Below are 16,515 nucleotides of genomic sequence, written 5' to 3'. Positions count from 1 at the left end.
GCGGATGAATGATCGCCGGGCGCTTCCCTGACCGTTCGGCTCGCTTTCGGGCCATGCGTGTTTCGTAGTACGTGTGGCCAGGAAGTCCTGGCCATGCGGATTTGCTGTCCGCATGGTTGCCCCCGGTGAGAGGCGGGGTTGCTGTGTAGTAGCCCTCTCGCGCAGTACCGGCCCCGCGCAAGCGGGGCCGCCTTTTTTTGCGCGCTGCCCGCAACACCGCCGCCGCGCGTCGTTTCCATCCTGCTTTTGCTTTTCGAGCGCACCGGCGCGGCTAGCATGCCTTCGGTTCGCGGGAGGCGGAATGGAAGGGCGTCTGGCCATGCTGGCATTCATCGCGTCGATCGCCGGCGTGCAGACACTGGCGGCCCTGCCTTCCACTGCCATGCGGTGGGAGTTGGGCTGTCTCAGCGTCTTGACCTTGGTGCTGCGCTGGCGTGTACGCGCGGCGCCATCCGGCCGACCGACCGGCCGCCCGACTTGTGCGCCGTGGTTGCGCGCTGTCTTGCTGTGCGCCTGCGCCGGCGGCGCGGGTGCGCTGTATGCCATCGAGCGGGCGCAATGGCGCCTGGAAGACGCCTTGCCGGCCGATCAGGAAAACCAGGTGATGCGCGCGACCGTGCGTGTCGTTTCGCTGGTGGAGTCGTCACCCGATGCGCTGCGTTTCGATGCGGAAGTCCTGGCTTCGACGCCGGTGGTGACGCCACACAGGCTGCGGGTGTCGTGGCCCTTGCCGATCCATGGCGATGCCGGGGTGCCGCGCCCGGTGATTCCCGGGCAGCACTGGAAGATGGCGCTGGTGCTCAAGCGTCCGCATGCAGTGCAAAATCCGCATGGGCCCGACGGTGAGGCGCGCATGTTCCACCGCGATATGCGCGCCACCGCCACCGTGCGTGGCAAGCCGCAACACGTGCTGGACGAAGGCTATCGCCTCGGGATGGTTGGCATCCATCGTGCTCGGCATGTGTTGCGGGAACGCATGCGGTCCCTGCTTGGAGACACGCGTCATGGCGCCGTGGTCATCGCCTTGGCCCTGGGTGACCAGGCCGGCGTGGCGCGCGACGATTGGCGGGTTTTCAACGCGACGGGTATCACGCACCTGGTCTCCATCAGCGGCCTGCACGTGACGCTGGTCGCGGGCCTGGCGGGCAGCGCGGTCGCGTGGAGTTGGCGGCGTGTCCGCTGGCGCGGCGTGTACCTGGCGGAGCGCACGCCCGCCGCGCTGGCCGGCATTGCCGCGGCCTTGTTCGTCGCGTGGCTGTATTGCCTGTTGGCAGGGTGGGGTATTCCCGCGCGGCGCACCTTCTTCATGTTGGCGGTGGCCGGCGGATCGGCCTTGCTGCGCCTGCCCCTGTCGCGCGACGCCGTGTTGTTGTTCGCGGCCTGCGTGGTGGTCGCCTTCGATCCCTGGGCGCCCATCGCGCCGGGGTTCTGGTTGTCCTTCGGCGCTGTCGCCGCTGTGCTGGCGTGGGGGCAGGCGGGGCGTGAGGGGCGTGAGGGGCATGGGGCTGACCTCGTCGGCCCCGGCAATCCCGCGCGCGGCGCGGGCGGAAGGCGTTGGCACCGGTGGCTGCGCCATTGCATGCAGGCCGGCCGGCTGCAATGCGTGGTCACGTTGAGCCTCATGCCGGCACTCGCATTCCTGACGCAGCAAGTGTCGGTGGCTTCGCCGCTGGCCAATGCGATCGCCATTCCCGCGGTCAGCCTGGTCGTGACGCCGCTCGCCTTGCTCTGCGCGGCGCTTTGCGCGTTGGCGGGCGTGGTGCCCGGGGCGGCCGGCCTGGCGGCATGGCCGGGGTGGACGGCGCAAGCGATGTTCGGCCTGGTCATGCGCTGGATCGACAGCCTGGCGGCACAGGGGTGGTCCGTATGGGACGTGGCCGCGCCGCCGCTGATCCTGCTCGCCCTGGCCGCGACCGGCATCGCCTGGGCCTTGCTGCCGCCGGCCATGGCGTCGCGCCGATGGGCCTGGCTGCTGATCGTGCCTGCGTTGTGCTGGCGGCCGGCCCGTCCCGCGGAAGGCGAATGGCGGTTGACCGCGCTGGACGTGGGGCAGGGCGGCGCGGTGGTGGTGGAGACCGCCACGCATGCCCTGGTCTTCGATAGCGGCCCCCTGCATCGCAACGGTACGGACGGGGCGCAGCGGGTTCTGTGGCCTTATCTGCGGGCGCGCGGCGTCCGGCGCATCGACACACTGGTCATCTCCCATGCCGACGACGATCACGCCGGCGGCCTGGACAGCCTGCTGCGCGCGGTGCCGGTGGACCGGGTCCATGCGTCGTTCGACGTGGCGCGGCGCCTGCGGCGGGACGCCCGTAAGCGCGGATGGGCGGACGAGGCGCCGCTGCCTGCCATCTCGGGCCCTTGCGAGGCGGGCCAGGCATGGGAGGTGGACGGCGTACGTTTTGCCTTTCTGCATCCGCGGGCGCCGACGGCGGCCCGCGAGACGGCGCGTCCGCGCAAGGCGCGGCGGGGGCGCGCCGCCGGTTCGAACGCGGATGGTTGCGTGCTGCTGGTGGAAGGGCGCCATCACCGGGCGCTGTTGCCCGGGGACGTGGGGGTGGCGCAGGAGAACGGCTTCGCTCCGGCGCTGCCGCCCATCGACGTGGTGGTGGCGCCGCATCATGGTTCGAAGACTTCGTCCGGCGCCGCGCTGGTGGACGCCGCGCGGGCACGGCATGTCATCGCGCAGGTCGGCTATTTGAACCGCTTCCAGCATCCGGCCCCGGCGGTGGCGCGGCGCTGGCGGCGCGCGGGGGCGTCGTTCTGGCGCACCGACCATCATGGCGCGGTGATCGCGACGTCGCGCGCGGATGCGCTGGTGGTCCGGTGCCAGCGCGCGCTGGCGCGGCGTTACTGGCACACGGCCATGGCGCCCGACGGCGCGCGGCGGCCTTGCGATAACATGGTTTGTCCTGCCGTCGATCCGGAGCCTCCATGCAGACCCCCCGCCTAGATTTCGTGACCTGCGCCAGTCCGGCTGGCATGCATCGCATGGCGTATTGGGAATGGGGCGATCCGGGCAACGACAAGGTGTTGGTTTGCGTGCACGGCCTGACGCGCACCGGGCGCGACTTCGACACGCTGGCGCGGCGGCTTTCCGCCGAATACCGCGTGGTGTGCCCCGACGTGGTGGGGCGGGGCGCGTCGGATTGGCTGTTGAACCCGGCTTTCTACACCGTGCCGCAGTATGTCGGCGACATGGTCACGCTGATTGCCCGCCTGCGGCCGGCCACCCTGGACTGGGTGGGCACGTCGATGGGCGGCTTGATCGGCATGGTACTGGCCGGCTCCGCGGCCTTCTCGGCGCGGGCCCGTGCGGCCGGCAATGCGGGCGGCGGTCCGCTGCAGGGACCCGGATTGCGTTTCGACAAGATGGTGCTGAACGACGTCGGTCCGCGCCTGGCGCCCGACGCCCTGGCGCGCATCGGCCAATACGTTGGCCAGGGCCAGGAATTCGGCAGCTTCGACGAGGCCGTGGCCTATCTGCGCCAGGTGTCGGCGGCGTTCGGCGACCATACGGATGAGCAGTGGCGCGAACTCGCCTCCCATGTGTTCCTGCGACGCGGCGACCGCTGGGTCAAGCACTATGACCTGGGGTTGGCCGTCCCCTTCGCGGTTCAGGACGGCGCGGCGCTGGCGGCCGGCGAGCAGATGCTCTGGCATGCGTATGACGCCATCGATTGCCCCATCCTGGTCCTCCGAGGCCAGCATTCGGACCTGTTGAGCGCCGAGACCGCGCGCGAGATGGCCCGTCGCAACCCCGGCGCGCGCGTCGTGGAGGTGCCTGGGGTGGGCCATGCGCCGACCCTGATGGACGACGCCCAGATCGAACCCGTCGAGGCTTTTTTGCGCGCCTGACTGACACGCCATGGCCGCCCGCCTACAATACGGCCATGGGACTCTCAATCGCACATAACGTCGATCTGCATTGCCATTCCACCGTTTCGGATGGCGTGCTGTCGCCCCGCGACGTCGCTTTGCGCGCGCGGACCAACGGCGTGGACGTCTGGGCGCTTACCGATCACGATGAGATCGGCGGGCTGGCCGAGGCCGCCGACGCCGCGCGGGAAGCGGGTCTGCAGTTCGTGACGGGAGTGGAAATTTCCGTGACCTGGGCCAACCAGACGGTGCATATCGTCGGCCTGGGATTCGACCCCCTGAACCAGGGCTTGCGAGACGGGCTGCGCCGGACGCGAGCCGGCCGGGCCGACCGGGCCCGGCGCATAGGCGAAAACCTGGCGCGCATGGGCATGCCGGGCGCGTTCGAAGGCGCCTTGCCCTTCGCCGGCAATCCGGAGCTGATCAGCCGCACGCACTTCGCCCGCTATCTGGTCGAAGCCGGGTTCTGCCCCGACGTCCAGACCGTCTTCAACAAGTACCTGGGCGACGATTGCCCGGGGCAGGTGGCCATCCAATGGGCCTCGCTGGCCGAGGCCGTGGGCTGGATCCACGATGCCGGCGGGCGCGCCGTGGTGGCCCATCCTGGGCGCTACAAATACACGCCGCTGCAGGTCACCGCCCTGTTCGACGAATTCCAGGCCCTGGGCGGCGAAGGCGTCGAAGTCACCACCGGCAGCCACAATTCCGACGAATGCCGCCGCTACGCCGACGTGGCGCGGGAGCGCTCGTTGCTGGCTTCGCGGGGATCCGACTTCCATAGTCCCCATGAAAGCCGGGTCGACCTCGGCAGGCTGCCGCCATTGCCCGCTGACCTGAAGCCGGTCTGGCACGACTGGTTCTGACAGCAGTCCGGCGTCCGTCCAGGATTGCCCGGCATTCGAATCCGCCATGAACAAAGCTTTTGTGAAAGAGTCCGACCAGGACGAAGACGACGATATTCCGCAGGCCCAGGCGCTACCGCCCGGCACGCGCAACTACATCACGCCGCAGGGCTATGCGCGGCTGCGCGATGAGCTCACCCACTTGATGAATGTGGAGCGGCCGTCCGTCGTCCAGGTCGTCTCCTGGGCCGCCTCCAACGGCGATCGCTCGGAAAACGGCGATTACCTCTACGGCAAGAAGCGCCTGCGCGAAATCGACCGCCGCATGCGTTTCCTGACGCGACGCCTGGATATCGCCGAAGTGGTCGACCCGGCCGTGCAGCCGAATCGGGACCAGGTGTTTTTCGGCGCCCGCGTGCTCTATCTGGACAAGGCCGGGCAGGAGCATGAAGTCACCATCGTGGGCGTGGACGAGGCCGAGCCGCTGGCGGGCAAGATTAGCTGGATATCCCCCGTCGCCCGCGCGCTGCTCAAGGCCAGGGAAGGGGATACCGTGACGCTGCGCACGCCCGGCGGCGTGGAAAGCCTGGATATCCTGGAAGTCCATTATCCGGAGGCCGGCTAGGCGCTTCGGCAGGGCGGGGCCGGGAGCGGGGACAAAACCGTCCCGGGGCGCCGGAAACGCCGGCGGTAACGGGTAAAATCCAGTTTTTGCCCTTCCCACTACGGCGCCCGCATCGTGTCCATCGTTCAGTACCTCCCCGGCTCGTCTGTCCTGTCCAACTTTCGCCGTGAGCGCCTGCTCGCCCAACTGAAACAGGCCGGGCTGCCCGTCGCGGAAGTCTCCGCCCGCTACGAGCATTTCGTGCTGTGCGATGCCCCGTTGTCCGCGGCGGACCAGCAAAGGCTGGCCGACCTGCTGGACTACGGCGATCCCTACGAAGGCGCCGAACCCGCCAAGGCCATGGTGCTGCGGGTCATTCCGCGGCTGGGCACGATTTCGCCGTGGGCCAGCAAGGCCACGGATATCGCCCATAACTGCGGGTTCTCCTCTGTACGCCGTATCGAACGCGGCGTGCGCTATATGCTCACGCCGGAGCGCGGCCTGCTCGGCGCCAAATCCTTCGACGACGCCATGCTGGCGCGCGCGGCCGCCTGCCTGCACGACCGGATGGTGGAAACCGTGGTCGATGCGCAGTTCGACGGCCAGGCCCTGTTCGCGGCGGTCGAAGGCCGCGCCATGCGCACCGTGCCGGTGTTGGCCCAGGGGCGCGCCGCGCTGGAACAGGCCAACACCACGCTGGGCCTGGCGCTTTCCGACGATGAAATCGAATATCTGGCGGAAGCCTTCGCCCGGCTGGAGCGCGATCCCACCGACGTCGAGCTCATGATGTTCGCGCAAGCCAATAGCGAGCATTGCCGCCACAAGATTTTCAATGCGCAGTGGGTCATCGACGGCCAGGCGCAGGACAAGACGCTGTTCGGCATGATACGGGCCACGCACGCCGCCCAGCCCGGCGGCACCGTGGTGGCGTATTCCGACAACGCCGCCATCATGGAAGGCGGCATGGCCCAGCGCTTCCACGCGGACGTCGCCGGCACATCGGATGACGCGCTGACCTACCGGCGCCGGGACGCCGTCGTCCACACGCTGATGAAGGTGGAAACGCACAACCATCCCACCGCCATCGCACCGTTCCCCGGCGCATCCACCGGCGCCGGCGGGGAAATCCGCGACGAAGGCGCCACCGGACGCGGTTCCAAGCCCAAGGCCGGGCTGACGGGTTTCACCGTCTCGCACCTGCGTTTCGACGATGCGCCGCAGCCCTGGGAAAGCGATCATCACGGTCTGCCGGACCGCATCGCCTCGCCGTTGTCCATCATGATCGACGGCCCCTTGGGCGGCGCCGCGTTCAACAACGAATTCGGCCGGCCCAACCTGCTGGGTTACTTCCGGACTTTCGAACAGACGGCGGGCGGCACGCGCTGGGGATACCACAAGCCCATCATGATCGCCGGCGGCCTGGGCAGCATCGATGCCGGCCTGACCCACAAGGAAAAGATTCCGCCCGGCGCTTTGCTGATCCAGCTGGGTGGCCCCGGCCTGCGTATCGGCATGGGCGGCGGCGCGGCGTCCAGCATGGGCGTCGGCAGCAATAGCGCCGACCTGGATTTCGATTCGGTCCAGCGCGGCAACCCGGAAATCGAGCGGCGCGCCCAGGAAGTCATCGACCGTTGCTGGCAGCAAGGCGGCAACAATCCCATCCTGGCCATCCATGACGTCGGCGCCGGCGGCTTGTCCAACGCTTTCCCTGAACTGGTCAACGACGCGGGCCGTGGCGCGGTCTTTGACCTGAAGCGCGTGCCGGTGGAAGAATCCGGCATGTCGCCCGCCGAGATCTGGAGCAACGAATCGCAGGAACGCTATGTCCTGGCGATCATGCCCGACGATCTGGGCCGTTTCGACGAGATCGCGCGGCGCGAACGGTGTCCCTATGCGGTCGTCGGCGTCGCCACGGAAGAACGGCAACTGCGCGTGGTGCAGGGCGAAGGCCTGCCGGGCGTCGATCCCCGGGGCCAGGCCGCGGGGCCGGTGCGCCCGGTGGACGTGCCCATCGACGTCATCCTGGGCAAGCCGCCACGCATGACGCGCGACGTCCAGCGCCTGCCCGGCGTTGCCGAGCCGCTGGACCTGGCCGGCATCGAGCTGACCGAAGCCGCCTATCGCGTGTTGCGCCATCCCACCGTGGCCAACAAGACCTTCCTGATCACCATCGGCGACCGTAACGTCGGCGGCCTGTCGTCGCGCGACCAGATGGTCGGTCCCTGGCAGGTGCCCGTGGCCGATTGCGCGGTCACCTTGTCCGACTATGAAGGCTTCCGCGGCGAAGCCATGGCGATGGGCGAACGCACGCCTATCGCCATGATCAATGCACCCGCGTCCGGCCGCATGGCGGTGGCCGAAGCGCTGACCAACCTGGCGGCGGCCGACGTGCGCCAGGTCGAACATATCAAGCTGTCGGCGAACTGGATGGCCGCTTGCGGCGTGGCCGGCCAGGACGCCGCGCTGTACGACACCGTGTCCGCGGTCAGCGAGCTGTGCCAGACGGTCGGCCTGTCGATTCCCGTGGGCAAGGACTCCTTGTCCATGCGGACCTCCTGGTCGCAGGACGGCGAGCAGCGCCAGGTGGTTTCACCGGTTTCGCTGATCGTCACCGCGTTCGCGCCGGTCGAGGACGCGCGCGCGAGCCTGACGCCGCGCCTGCGCACCGATGCGGGCGATACCGTATTGATCATGATTGATCTGGGACGCGGCCTGCATCGCATGGGCGGCTCCATCCTGGCGCAGGTGTACAACCAGGTCGGCACGGAAGCGCCGGACATCGATGTGCCGCAGGACCTGCGGGCCTTCTTCATCACCATACGTACGTTGGCCGAGGCCGGCACGCTGCTGGCCTATCACGACCGCTCCGATGGCGGCCTGTTCGCCACGATCTGCGAAATGGCCTTCGCCGGCCATACCGGCGTGTCGGTCAACCTGGACATGCTGACCTTCGACGCCAATTCCGCCGATTGGGGGGATTACAAGATCCGTCCCGAGCAGGTGGCCGTGCAGCGCGAAGAACTCACGCTCAAGGCCTTGTTCTCGGAAGAAGCCGGCGCGGTCATCCAGGTGCCGGCGTCCCAGCGCGACGCCGTCATGCAGGTGCTGCGCGGCGCCGGCCTGTCCAGGTTCGCCCATGTCATCGGCGGCCTGAACAACAGCGATGAAGTCGAGTTCTATCGCGATGGCCGCAAGATCTGGGGCCAGCCGCGCGCCGAACTGGGCCGTGCGTGGAGCGAGACCAGCTATCGCATCATGGCGCGCCGCGACAACCCCGCCTGCGCGCAGGCCGAATTCGACGTGTGGCAGGACAAGGAAGATCCCGGCTTCACGCCGCGGGTCACCTACGATCCGCAGGAAGACGTGGCGGCGCCCTACATCGCCACCGGCAAGCGTCCACGCGTCGCCATCCTGCGCGAGCAGGGCTGCAACAGCCAGGTGGAAATGGCCTGGGCCTTCGACACCGCGGGCTTCGAGGCGGTCGACGTGCATATGACGGACCTGCTCACCGGCCGCGTGGACCTGCGCACCATCAACGGCATGGTGGCCGTGGGCGGTTTCAGCTATGGCGACGTGCTGGGCGCCGGTGAAGGCTGGGCGCGCACCATCCGCTTCCACAATCAGCTGGCCGACCAGTTCGCCGCGTTCTTCGGCCGCCAGGACACCTTCGGCCTGGGCGTGTGCAACGGCGCGCAGATGTTTGCCGCGCTCGCCAGCATGATCCCCGGCGCACAGGCCTGGCCGCGCTTCACCCGCAACCTGTCGGAGAAATACGAAGCCCGCCTGGCCATGGTGGAGATCGCCGAATCGCCTTCGATTTTCTTCGCGGGGATGGCGGGAACCCGCACGCCCGTGGCGGTGGCGCATGGCGAAGGCTATGCGAACTTCGCGCGGCAGGGCGATGCGGCCAAGACCATCGTGGCGGCGCGGTTCGTCGACAACCGGGGCGCCCAGACCGAAACCTATCCCTATAACCCCAACGGCAGTCCCGGCGGCATCACCTCGGTCACCACGCCGGATGGACGCTTCACCGCGATCATGCCGCACCCGGAGCGGGTCACCCGCAACGTCATGATGTCCTGGGCGCCGGAAAAATGGGGCGAGCTCGACAGCGGCGGCGCGTTCAGTCCGTGGATGCGCGCCTTCCGCAATGCCCGTGTCTGGATGAAGTAACCGCAAGGAGTTTCCATGAACGCACGAGTCCCCGATTCCGCGCATTCCGGTCCCATCGATCCGCAGGCCCTGCAGGCCTACGTCGACCAGAAATGGGATAACGAAATCCTGCCGGCGCTGACCGACTACATCGCGATCCCCGCCAAGAGTCCCGCCTTCGACGCGGACTGGGAAGCCAATGCCTATATCGAGCGCGTGGTGCGCGACGCCGCGCAATGGGTGGAAGCGCAGAAGGTCGGCGGCCTGAAGCTGGAGATCGTGCGCCTGCCCGGCCGCACGCCGGTGATCTTCTTCGACGCGCCCGCCACCCGCGCCGACAACGGCGACACCGTGCTGCTGTATGGCCACCTGGACAAGCAGCCCGAGTTTTCCGGCTGGCGCGCCGGACTGGGCCCGTGGACGCCCAAGTATGAAGACGGCAAGCTGTATGGCCGGGGCGGCGCCGATGACGGTTACGCCATCTATGCTTCCCTGACCGCCATCCTGGCGCTGGACAAGCAGGGCATCCCGCGGCCGCGCTGTGTCGGCATCGTCGAAACCTGCGAGGAATCCGGCAGCTATGACCTGCTGCCCTATGTGGATGCCTTGCGCGAACGCCTGGGCAATGTCGCGCTGGTGGTCTGCCTGGATTCCGGCGCCGGCAATTACGACCAGTTGTGGATGACGACGTCGCTGCGCGGCATGGTGTCGGGCACGCTGGAAGTGCAGGTGCTGGACGAAGGCGTCCACTCCGGCGACTCCAGCGGCGTCGTGCCCTCCAGTTTTCGCATCCTGCGCCATCTGCTGGATCGCCTGGAAGACAGCGGCACTGGCCGTCTGCTGCCGCAAAGTTTCCATTGCGAGATCCCCGCCGAGCGCATCGAGCAGGTCCATGCGACCGCCAGGATATTGGGTGATGAAGTCTGGCGCCGCTTTCCCTGGAGCTGCGGCGCCGACGGCGGCTTCGTGCTGCCGATGACGACCGAGCCGGAAGAAGCCCTGTTGAACCGCACGTGGCGGCCCACCTTGTCGGTCACGGGCGCCGATGGCCTGCCGCCGCTTTCGAACGCGGGCAACGTCCTGCGTCCGCGCACCGCGTTCAAGCTGTCGCTGCGCCTGCCGCCGCTGGTCGACGCGGTCGCCGCTGCCCAGGAGCTGAAATCCCTGCTGGAGCGCGACGCCCCGTACAACGCCAAGGTCATCTTCAAGCCCAGCGAAGGGCAGGCCACAGGATGGAACGCACCGGCTTCGCAGCCTTGGCTGAGCGCGGCGCTGGACGCGGCGTCCCGGCAGTACTACGGCGCACCCTGCGGCTATATCGGCCAGGGCGGCACCATCCCCTTGATGAATACGCTGCAGCAAGGCTTTCCCAAGGCGCAGTTCATGGTCTGCGGCGTGCTCGGTCCCAAGTCGAACGCGCACGGGCCGAATGAATTCCTGCACGTGCCGTATGGCAAGAAGCTGACCGCCGCTGTGGCGCAGACCATCGCGGCCATGCCGGCGGCCTGAGCGGTGCCGGTGTCAGCGGATGCCGCCATCGCCGCCACCCAGGCCTGGCTGACGCGCGCCGTCATCGGGCTGAATCTCTGTCCCTTCGCCAAGGCCGTGCACGTGAAGGGACAGATACGCTACGTCGCCAGTCCGGCCGCCGATGCGGCCGCGGTGGCTGCCGACCTCGAAAGCGAATTGCGCCTGCTGGCCGACAGCGATCCCGAACGCGTCGATACCACGCTGCTCATACTGCCGTCGGCGCTGCTGGATTTTGCCGAGTACAACGATTTCTTGACTCAAGCCGACCGCATCCTCAAGCGCCTGCGCCTGCGCGGCATCCTGCAGATCGCCAGCTTCCATCCGGACTACCAGTTCGCCGATACCGAGCAGGACGATATCGAAAACTGCACGAACCGTTCGCCTTATCCCATCCTGCACCTGCTGCGCGAGGACAGCATCGCGCGGGCCGTGGATGCCTATCCGGATCCTGACGATATCTACGAACGCAATCAGGACACCATGCGCCGCCTGGGATGGGATGGCTGGCGCAAGCTGATGACGGGCGGGTAGGGCAGGCCGCTGGCCGCTGCCGCCCTTGGACGGTCAGGCCGATTGCGTGGCGGCGCCGGCCGTCGCGGCGGGCGCGAAGAAACGCGCTTTCAATTCGTCCAGCCCGATGCGCTCCAGCATGGCGTTCAGCCGTTCGGTGGCGCGCCGTTGCGGCGGATGCTTGTGCTGGGCGATGATCAGCTCGTTCTTCATCGAGTGTTCCCAGCCGACCAGTTCCGTCACGCTGACCTGGTAGCCATGGGCTTCCAGTTGCAGGCAACGCAGCACGTTGGTCACCTGGCTGCCGAATTCCCGCGTATGCAGCGGATGACGCCAGATTTCCGAAAGGGGGTCGCCCATGACGCTCTTCTTGTGCCGCCGCAGCACCGACGCGACTTCCGCCTGGCAGCAGGGCACCACCACGATATAGCGCGCCTGCTTGCGCAGCGCGAAGCGGATCGCGTCGTCCGTCGCCGTGTCGCAGGCGTGGAGGGCGGTCACCACATCCACCGACGCCGGCAGTTCGGTCGACTCGGTGGCGTCGGCCACCGACAGGTTCAGGAAGGACATGCCGCCCGCGAAGCCCAGCCGCTGCGCCAGTTCGCGCGTATGGCGCACCAGCGCTTCGCGCGTTTCGATGCCGTAGATATGCGAGCCGTCGTCCAGATCCTTGAAGAACAGGTCGTACAGGATGAAGCCCAGGTACGACTTGCCCGCGCCATGGTCGACCAGCGAGATATCGCGGCCGTCTTCCTTCAGGCTCTTGAGCAGCGGTTCGATGAACTGGAACAGGTGATAGACCTGCTTGAGCTTGCGCCGGCTGTCCTGGTTCATCTTGCCGTCGCGCGTCAGGATGTGGAGTTCCTTCAGCAGCTCGATGGACTGGCCGGGGCGGATTTCGTGGGTATTGGACATGTGGCGGGGGAAAGACAGGCTGGCGAGGACGCCGGCACGGACGCATTTTACTTGGCGGAGTTCCAGAGCCAAATAATAAGGGACGCAACTTTGAAAGCCTGGGAAACGCCCCATTTACTTCGCCTCTCCGTCCCTTGCGCTTTCCGTATGGCAAGGCGAATATAGCGGGCGGAGTTCCGCGTGCGTAGTGTTGTCGCGCTACCTGAAGCGCCTGTATCGCGCTCGTCGGCCCAGCCTATCCGGCCCGGCCGGCCGCGGACGATCCCATCCTGGAGAAAATCGTGCCTCGCAAGACCCCCATTGAGAATTACCGCAACATCGGTATCAGCGCGCACATCGACGCTGGCAAGACCACGACCACCGAGCGCATTCTTTTCTATACCGGGGTGAACCACAAAATTGGCGAGGTGCACGACGGCGCCGCCACCATGGACTGGATGGAGCAGGAGCAGGAGCGCGGCATCACGATCACGTCCGCCGCGACGACCGCCTTCTGGCGCGGCATGGCCGGCAACTATCCCGAACACCGCATCAACATCATCGACACCCCGGGACACGTGGACTTCACCATCGAAGTCGAACGCTCCATGCGGGTGCTGGATGGCGCCTGCATGGTCTACGACTCGGTGGGCGGCGTGCAGCCGCAATCCGAAACCGTCTGGCGCCAGGCCAACAAGTACAAAGTCCCCCGCATCGCCTTCGTCAACAAGATGGACCGTATCGGCGCGGACTTCTTTCGCGTGCAGCGGCAGATCGGCGAACGCCTGAAGGGCGTCGCGGTACCCATACAGATTCCGGTCGGCGCGGAAGACCATTTCCAGGGCGTCATCGACCTGGTCAAGATGCAGGCCATCATTTGGGACGACGCCAGCCAGGGCGTCAAGTTCCAGTACGCCGACATCCCGGCCGAACTGCGCGAGCAAGCCCAGGAATGGCACGACAAGATGGTGGAGGCCGCCGCCGAAGCCAATGAAACCCTGCTGGACAAGTACCTGGGCGGCGAAACGCTGACCGAAGACGAAATCAAGCAGGGCCTGCGCTCGCGCACCATCGCCAACGAAATCGTCCCCATGCTGTGTGGCAGCGCCTTCAAGAACAAGGGCGTGCAGGCCATGCTGGACGCCGTCATCGATTACCTGCCGTCGCCGGTGGACGTGCCCGCCATCAAGGGCCATGACGACCACGACAAGGAAATCGAGCGCCATCCCGCCGACGATGAAAAGTTCTCGGCGCTGGCCTTCAAGATCATGACCGACCCCTTCGTCGGCCAGCTGGTGTTCTTCCGCGTCTATTCCGGCGTGGTGAATTCCGGCGACACCGTGCTGGTGTCCAGCAAGGGCAAGAAAGAGCGCCTGGGCCGCCTGCTGCAGATGCATGCCAACGAGCGCAAGGAGATCAAGGAAGTCCGTGCGGGCGATATCGCCGCCGCGGTGGGCCTGAAGGACGTCACGACCGGCGACACGCTGTGCGATCCGGGGCAGACCATTGTGCTCGAAAAGATGATCTTCCCCGAGCCGGTGATTTCGCAGGCGGTGGAGCCCAAGACCCAGGCCGACCAGGAGAAGATGGGCGTCGCCCTGAATCGCCTGGCCCAGGAAGACCCGTCGTTCCGCGTCCATACGGACGAGGAATCCGGCCAGACCATCATTTCCGGCATGGGCGAACTGCACCTGGAAATCCTGATCGACCGGATGAAGCGCGAATTCGGCGTCGAAGCCACGGTCGGCAAGCCGCAGGTCGCGTACCGGGAAACGGTGCGAGCCACGGCGACCGATGTCGAAGGCAAGTTCGTCAAGCAGTCGGGCGGTCGCGGCCAGTACGGCCACGCGGTTATCACGCTGGCGCCGAACGAGCCGGGCAAGGGCTATGAATTCGTCGACGCCATCAAGGGCGGCGTCATTCCGCGCGAATACATCCCGGCGGTGGACAAGGGCATCCAGGACACCTTGAAGTCCGGCATCCTGGCGGGCTACCCGGTCGTCGACGTCAAGGTCACGCTGACCTTCGGTTCGTACCACGATGTGGACTCCAACGAAAACGCCTTCCGCATGGCGGGCTCCATGGCCTTCAAGGAAGCCATGCGGCGCGCCAAGCCGGTGCTGCTGGAGCCCATGATGCACGTCGAGGTCGAAACCCCTGAGGACTTCATGGGTAACGTCATGGGCGACCTATCCTCGCGGCGCGGCATGGTGCAGGGCATGGACGACATCGCGGGCGGCGGTGGCAAGCTGGTGCGCGCCGAAGTCCCGCTTTCCGAGATGTTCGGCTATTCCACGACGCTGCGCTCCCTGTCCCAGGGCCGGGCGACGTACACCATGGAGTTCAAGCACTACGCGGAGGTGCCGCGCCAGATCGCCGAGGAAGTCATGGCGTCCAAGGGCGGCAAGTAATCGGGACGGTGGCGCCGGGCCAGGTCCCTGGCCCGGCCTGTCGGACGCCGGCGCGGTTCCCCGGCGGGGCCGCCCGGCGGGTGTTGCGCGGGCGCGCCGCGCGTATAACCGCATACCGCGGTATGTTAGGGGTTACACCTAGAAATTCCTGGCGGAACGCGTATAATCTTGCTTTGCGCCCGGAGTTTCCCATGCGTCTCATCCAAACTGCGCTCACCTTCGACGACGTTCTGTTGGTGCCCGCGTTCTCCCAGGTGCTGCCGCGCGACACGTCGCTGGCCACCCGCCTCACTCGCAATATCACCCTGAACATTCCGCTTGTGTCCGCCGCCATGGATACCGTGACGGAGTCGCGCCTGGCGATCGCCATGGCGCAGGAAGGCGGGATAGGCATCATCCACAAGAACCTGACGGCGGATGAACAGGCCCGGGAAGTCGCCCGCGTGAAGCGGCACGAATTCGGCATCGTGATCGACCCGATCACCGTCACGCCGCAGATGAAAGTGCGCGACGCCATCGCCCTGCAGCAGCAGCATGGGATTTCCGGGCTGCCGGTGGTGGAAGGCCGCAAGGTGGTCGGCATCGTCACCAACCGCGACCTGCGCTTCGAGACGCGGCTGGACGAACCCCTGCGCAACATCATGACCCCGCAGGAACGCCTGGTCACCATGCGCGAAGGCGCCACCCTGGACGAAGCCCAGCACCTGATGCACAAGCATCGCCTGGAACGCGTCCTGATCGTTAACGACGCCTTCGAACTGCGCGGCTTGGCCACTGTCAAGGACATCGTCAAGAACACCGCGCACCCGCAAGCCAACAAGGACGCCCAAGGCCAGTTGCGTGTCGGCGCCGCGGTCGGCGTGGGCGCGGGCACGGAAGAACGCGTTGAAAAACTGGTCGCCGCCGGCGTCGACGTCATCATCGTCGATACCGCCCACGGCCATTCCCAGGGCGTGCTGGAAGGCGTGCGCTGGGTCAAGAAGAACTACCCCAAGGTCGACGTCATCGGCGGCAACATCGCCACCGCGGAAGCCGCCCGCGCCTTGCTCGAATACGGCGCCGACGGCGTCAAGGTCGGCATCGGCCCCGGCTCCATCTGCACCACCCGCGTCGTCGCCGGCGTGGGCGTGCCGCAGATCACCGCCATTTCCGACGTCGCCAAGGCGCTGGAAGGCACCGGCGTCCCCTTGATCGCCGACGGCGGCATCCGCTATTCCGGCGACGTCGCCAAGGCCCTGTCGGCCGGCGCCTTCGCCTGCATGATGGGCGGCATGTTCGCCGGTACCGAAGAAGCCCCGGGCGAAGTCGTCCTGTTCCAGGGCCGTTCGTACAAGTCGTATCGCGGCATGGGCAGCCTGGGCGCGATGGCGGATGGTTCAGCCGACCGCTATTTCCAGGATCCCGCCAATAACGCCGACAAGCTGGTGCCGGAAGGGATCGAAGGCCGCGTCCCCTACAAGGGCAGCGTGCTGCAGATCATCTACCAACTGGCCGGCGGCGTGCGTGCCTCCATGGGGTATTGCGGCTGCGCCACCATCGACGAGATGCGCACCAAGACCCAGTTCGTGCAGATCACGTCCGCGGGTTTCCGCGAATCGCACGTCCATGACGTGCAGATCACCAAGGAAGCGCCGAACTACCGCGCCGAGTGATTTCCGGCGCACCGCCACGCAGCATCCGCGCACCGGAGGAA

At 67.0% G+C, this 16,515-nt stretch carries 10 protein-coding genes; 9 read left to right on the top strand and 1 reads right to left on the bottom strand.

The genetic code is table 11. The features are described from left to right. The first annotated feature begins 301 nt into the window (after positions 1 to 301). The 7 genes from CAL26_RS16645 (at position 302) to CAL26_RS16615 (ending at position 11,538) form a co-directional block, all read left to right on the top strand. The gene (locus CAL26_RS16645; RefSeq protein WP_094847955.1) at positions 302 to 2,953 is read left to right on the top strand and encodes a DNA internalization-related competence protein ComEC/Rec2; all 2,652 of its coding nucleotides are present in this window, start codon (positions 302 to 304) and stop codon (positions 2,951 to 2,953) included. Then, positions 2,935 to 3,858: an alpha/beta fold hydrolase gene (locus CAL26_RS16640; RefSeq protein ID WP_094847954.1), complete on the top strand. Its 924-nt coding sequence runs from the start codon at positions 2,935 to 2,937 to the stop codon at positions 3,856 to 3,858. Before CAL26_RS16645 ends, CAL26_RS16640 begins: the two co-directional genes overlap by 19 nt. 35 nt (positions 3,859 to 3,893) lie before the next feature. Beyond that, a complete protein-coding gene (locus tag CAL26_RS16635; RefSeq protein WP_094847953.1) occupies positions 3,894 to 4,742 on the top strand; it encodes a 3',5'-nucleoside bisphosphate phosphatase in 849 nt (282 codons plus the stop codon). A gap of 46 nt (positions 4,743 to 4,788) precedes the next feature. Beyond that, complete coding sequence (gene greB / locus CAL26_RS16630; RefSeq protein ID WP_086065730.1) at positions 4,789 to 5,346, top strand: transcription elongation factor GreB; 558 nt, start codon at positions 4,789 to 4,791, stop codon at positions 5,344 to 5,346. Between the two features lie 114 nt (positions 5,347 to 5,460). Further along, complete coding sequence (gene purL / locus CAL26_RS16625; protein WP_094847952.1) at positions 5,461 to 9,498, top strand: phosphoribosylformylglycinamidine synthase; 4,038 nt, start codon at positions 5,461 to 5,463, stop codon at positions 9,496 to 9,498. A gap of 15 nt (positions 9,499 to 9,513) precedes the next feature. Beyond that, entirely contained in the window at positions 9,514 to 10,986 is a 1,473-nt protein-coding gene (locus CAL26_RS16620) for a M20 family metallopeptidase (protein WP_094847951.1), read from the top strand. Between the two features lie 3 nt (positions 10,987 to 10,989). Then, positions 10,990 to 11,538, top strand: a complete 549-nt coding sequence (locus tag CAL26_RS16615) for a DUF1415 domain-containing protein (protein ID WP_094847950.1) — start codon at positions 10,990 to 10,992, stop codon at positions 11,536 to 11,538. A gap of 33 nt (positions 11,539 to 11,571) precedes the next feature. On the opposite strand, the gene CAL26_RS16610 is transcribed toward CAL26_RS16615, so the two are convergent. Next, positions 11,572 to 12,432 (bottom strand): class I SAM-dependent methyltransferase, encoded by an 861-nt coding sequence (locus tag CAL26_RS16610; RefSeq protein WP_094847949.1) that lies wholly within the window; start codon positions 12,430 to 12,432, stop codon positions 11,572 to 11,574. Positions 12,433 to 12,713: 281 nt separating this feature from the next. On the opposite strand from CAL26_RS16610, the gene fusA reads away from it, so the two are divergent. Continuing rightward, positions 12,714 to 14,822, top strand: a complete 2,109-nt coding sequence (gene fusA / locus CAL26_RS16605) for an elongation factor G (RefSeq protein ID WP_094847948.1) — start codon at positions 12,714 to 12,716, stop codon at positions 14,820 to 14,822. Positions 14,823 to 15,013: 191 nt separating this feature from the next. Next, complete coding sequence (guaB, locus tag CAL26_RS16600; protein ID WP_094847947.1) at positions 15,014 to 16,474, top strand: IMP dehydrogenase; 1,461 nt, start codon at positions 15,014 to 15,016, stop codon at positions 16,472 to 16,474. Positions 16,475 to 16,515 lie beyond the last annotated feature (41 nt).

Origin of the sequence: Bordetella genomosp. 9 (genome assembly GCF_002261425.1) — a bacterium.
Lineage (GTDB): Bacteria > Pseudomonadota > Gammaproteobacteria > Burkholderiales > Burkholderiaceae_B > Bordetella_C.
Note: the sequence above shows the minus strand (reverse complement) of the source record. Positions and strands in the feature narration are given on the sequence as shown.